Annotated in this window: 4 protein-coding genes and 1 pseudogene; 1 reads left to right on the top strand and 4 read right to left on the bottom strand. The window is 25.4% G+C overall.

Annotated features, from left to right (window positions below; all coding sequences use genetic code 11):
• Positions 1–126: 126 nt before the first annotated feature.
• The 4 genes from BM384_RS16050 to BM384_RS16035 are packed head-to-tail and all read right to left on the bottom strand — an operon-like array spanning position 127 to position 3,552.
• Positions 127–798 (bottom strand): ABC transporter ATP-binding protein, encoded by a 672-nt coding sequence (locus tag BM384_RS16050; RefSeq protein ID WP_090015128.1) that lies wholly within the window; start codon positions 796–798, stop codon positions 127–129.
• Positions 795–2,024 (bottom strand): FtsX-like permease family protein, encoded by a 1,230-nt coding sequence (locus BM384_RS16045; protein ID WP_090015126.1) that lies wholly within the window; start codon positions 2,022–2,024, stop codon positions 795–797. The genes BM384_RS16050 and BM384_RS16045 overlap by 4 nt, the downstream gene beginning before the upstream one ends.
• Positions 2,025–2,029: 5 nt before the next feature.
• The gene (locus BM384_RS16040) at positions 2,030–3,124 is read right to left on the bottom strand and encodes an ABC transporter permease (RefSeq protein WP_090015124.1); all 1,095 of its coding nucleotides are present in this window, start codon (positions 3,122–3,124) and stop codon (positions 2,030–2,032) included.
• Between the two features lie 56 nt (positions 3,125–3,180).
• The gene (locus tag BM384_RS16035; protein WP_207650743.1) at positions 3,181–3,552 is read right to left on the bottom strand and encodes a hypothetical protein; all 372 of its coding nucleotides are present in this window, start codon (positions 3,550–3,552) and stop codon (positions 3,181–3,183) included.
• Positions 3,553–3,952: 400 nt separating this feature from the next.
• Here BM384_RS16035 and BM384_RS17485 point away from each other — a divergent pair.
• Positions 3,953–4,052 (top strand): annotated as a pseudogene (locus BM384_RS17485) (Sir2 family NAD-dependent protein deacetylase); the annotation flags it as partial.

Here is a 4,052-nt window from a genome sequence, read left to right as displayed (position 1 = left end):
TTTAATAAATTAAGTATAACATAAAAAGCCCAAAAGATTGTTGAATAACAATCTTTTGGGCTTAATTTTCCAAAGGGCACTTTTTCAGTGCCCTCATTAATTTCTCTATATCTTTTTGGAAAAGTATTAATTATCCCACTTTCCATCTTTCATTTTCATGACTTTATCGCAGAAGCTTGCTACAAGTTTATCATGGGTAATAACAATTATAGTTTTATTATACTCTTTATTTAAATATCTTAATAATTCCATAATCTTGATACTATTTTCCTCATCTAATGCACCTGTTGGTTCATCTGCTAAAATGATTTCACTTTCTTGTGCAAGTGCCCTAGCAATTGCAACTCTTTGCTGTTGACCTCCTGATAATTCTCGCACATTTTTCTTTTTCAAGTCTTCAATGCCTAATTCTCTTAGATATTTAATTCCCTTTTCTACTCTTTTTTTATATGAAATACCCCTAAATTTAAGTGGTAATATTATATTTTCTAAAACATTAAGATCTTTTATTAGTGCAAAGTTTTGAAATATAAAGGAGATCTTTTCATTTCTAATTTGAGACAAACTATTTAGTTTTTTAAAATCTACTTTATTACCATCTATGTAGTATTCTCCTCTATTAGGAGTATCTATACAACCTAACATATTAAGCAATGTGCTTTTTCCACAGCCTGATGAACCCATTATAGCTATGATTTCTCCCCTATCAACCTTTAAACTTATTCCATTAACAGCTTTTACTTCATTATTATCTTTTCCATAAATTTTATATAAATCTTTTGCTTCTAACAAACTCATTCTACAAATCCCCCTATCATTTCTTTTGGAGTAAGTTTATTAATCTGATTAAATCCTAATAACATGATTGAAAAGATTAATAATAATAGTATTCCTAAAGAAAGAAACAGGTTTAAATATATATTCTCATTAATGAAAAAAACATATACACTTGCACATTTTTTTAGATAAAATATACTTCCTCCAATAATTCCAATAAATATACTTATGAAGAATTCACCTGAAAAAATCTTAAATATATTTCTTTTTGTAGTTCCAAATGAATACAAAATTCCAATTCTATCTCTATCTCTATTTATCTTATAACTTATAGTAGTAAATATTGATGCAGATGCAATTATACTAACTATAAGTATTCTACATATTTCATAATATTTTTTTGACTTTAATTCATCTAAAAACTTATCTAAATCTTCGCTAGAACTTGATATAACAATATCCTTAGAAACATCTTGAATTTCTTTATTTATCTTTGCAGCTCCTGTTTCCATATCTCCATTAAAAAATATTGTTATAGGTTCACCATTAAAGTTTTCAAAATACTTATCTTCACTTAATGGTATAACAAATGATGTATTTAATAAAAATGAGCTATCTACAGTATTTGTATAATCATATGCCAATGTATCTTTTTTAAACTCACCTATAACTTTATAGTTTATATTATTTACTTCATAAGTATCACCAATCTTAAGTTTTTTAGCTATTTCACTTCCTATAATTATAGGTATAAAATTATCATTTCTAATCCACTCTTCTTCAGAAATTTCTCCAATTATATTCTTTTTGTAATTTTCTATCATACCATAATTAAATCCAATTGGATTAGTTAACGAATTAAACTTATCCATCATGGTAAAATTTGACTGAAGATTATCTAAATTCAAACCAAAACTTTCTATAGGAATTTCCTCATAATTATCTCTTTGAACAAATCCATAAGTATAATTATTATTACTTACTACTTTAAGGCTCTCCTTTATATAACTATCATAAACATCCTTATTTTCAAAGTAATCATCATTCAAAATTACTTTATAGAACTTTATAACTTCTGAATTGTTAACAGGAATTGCTCTATTATACCTGTTCCTATATGAATTATCAAAATTAATTAAAGAAACCAAAGAAGCTGTATAAAATATCCATAGAGCTATTTCTACTGTAACTAATATAGTAACAATCCAATTTCTTCTTATATCAAAAAAAATAAATTTATTATTCATTATAATTACCTTATTTCCTTCATTATTTTAAATCTAATTACATTAAATAGAACACATATAGAAACAATTATTGATATTATAAATATAGATATAAACGTTACTATAACATTATCAACATTAACCGATGAATATTGATAGGTGAATGCTTGTCTCATAAAATCTATTGTAAACTTTGATAATATTAATCCTCCAATAATCCCTATTGTCGCTATTTTTATATACTTTATAAACACTTCTTTAAATACATCTATATTCCTAGCACCTAATACTTTCATTATAGCGACTTTTTCTTTTATCCCATCAGAAAAAAAGTATGAAAATAGGAATAGATTTATTATTCCAAGTACTACTTGATACAAACAGTTTTTAAGTTCATAAACATTTTTAAATAAATATTTTATAACCGGAATTTGTGGAATAATAGTCTCATTACTTAAAATGTTCCTATTTGATATAGCTTCATTAACCTCATTATCCTTAAAATAATGCAGAAAGCTAACTTGTGAAGGCTCACTATTTATAATACTTAAAGATTTTATTGGAATTATGCTGCTATACTTAAATACTTCTGTATCTCCTAAAATTCCAATGACTTTATAATATTCTTCGAATACTTTTATGTACTTTTCTCCATCTTTTTCTTCAATTAACCTTTCCAAACCAAGCCCTATAACTGCAACTTTTTCATTACTACTTAGTTCTTCTTCAGTTAAATATCTTCCTTTAACTATATTATTTCTCTTCATATCAATGCCTGCTGAACATGCCCATATGTCATTAATATAACTATCATTTCCTACTTCTATTTGTGTTTCAATTGGAGATAAAATAATTTTCTTATATCCAGCTTGTTGAACTTCGTTTACTACTTCTAATAAACTTGTATTTTTTTTGTATTTTAAGTTCACGTTATTTTCTTCATCTTTTTTTTCAGTTTTATCTACAATATTTATCTCTAGTAATTTATAATCTTTATTGATTTCATTTTGTTCAATTACTTTATTGTATTTAGTATATACAACACTTATAGTTAAACTGAACGCAAATGCAGAAAGTAAAAAACCTACTATTAAAAATATGTCTATTTTTGTATATTTCATAACATTTTACTCCATAAAATATTAGTAAAGCTTAAAGCTTTACTAATATTAAAATTCTATCTTAAATCTGACACCTGAATATATAACCAATCCCAAGGGTCTGCAGTATTGTGTGTTGTATGCCCACTTCCCCATGCATCTGGTAGTCTAGCTGTAGATTTAACATAAGCATTTGGATTACCTGTCACAACTCTAGAACTTCCAGAAATTGTTTGTCCACCTGCTGTTGCATATATTTTAGTTTTAACAGTCACACCATTTCCACTATCATTATGTGTATTTGCTTGACCTATATTAGGATTTCCATCATAAAGTAAATACAATGTCCCTGTAATCTGTGTATTTGTACTCTGCATATAAATAGTATCGCTAGATCCGTGTGAATATGCATATGCTATTGTTGCTGGAATCAACATAGAAATTCCCAAAATTGTTGCTATTATTCTTTTTTTTATATTATCTTCCCTTCAATATATATGTTTTTTTGTAATATTATTGCAATAATGTTTATATTATATATTTATTTTATTTTTATTTCAATAAATTAAAATCGTTATTTTTCGATTTATTACATACATATAACTACAAAATGAATTAAAAAATCCACTTTAAACTTAACATAAATAAAAAAAGCAGTTGTTTTTTTATTGACATTTCATAAAATAAAACCTTTTCTTTAGTGAAATAAGCTTCAAACTTGAATATTTTATATATTAAAATTACTTAATAAAAATAATCTATATCTACCATTACATTAATTCTACAGCATAAAAAAACAAGATTACTTAATCATTATAATTACAAAATAATGAGAGGGTTTACATCCATATCTCTACTGAATCTAATATTCCAGACTTCAGAAGTGCCAGTGGTTTATGGAACGAAAAACTTAAGATAAATCTTACTCCAGAACAATTAGTTTCTCACA

Source organism: Clostridium sp. DSM 8431 (assembly GCF_900116755.1).
In the GTDB taxonomy this organism is placed as follows: domain Bacteria; phylum Bacillota; class Clostridia; order Clostridiales; family Clostridiaceae; genus Clostridium.
Note: the sequence above shows the minus strand (reverse complement) of the source record. Positions and strands in the feature narration are given on the sequence as shown.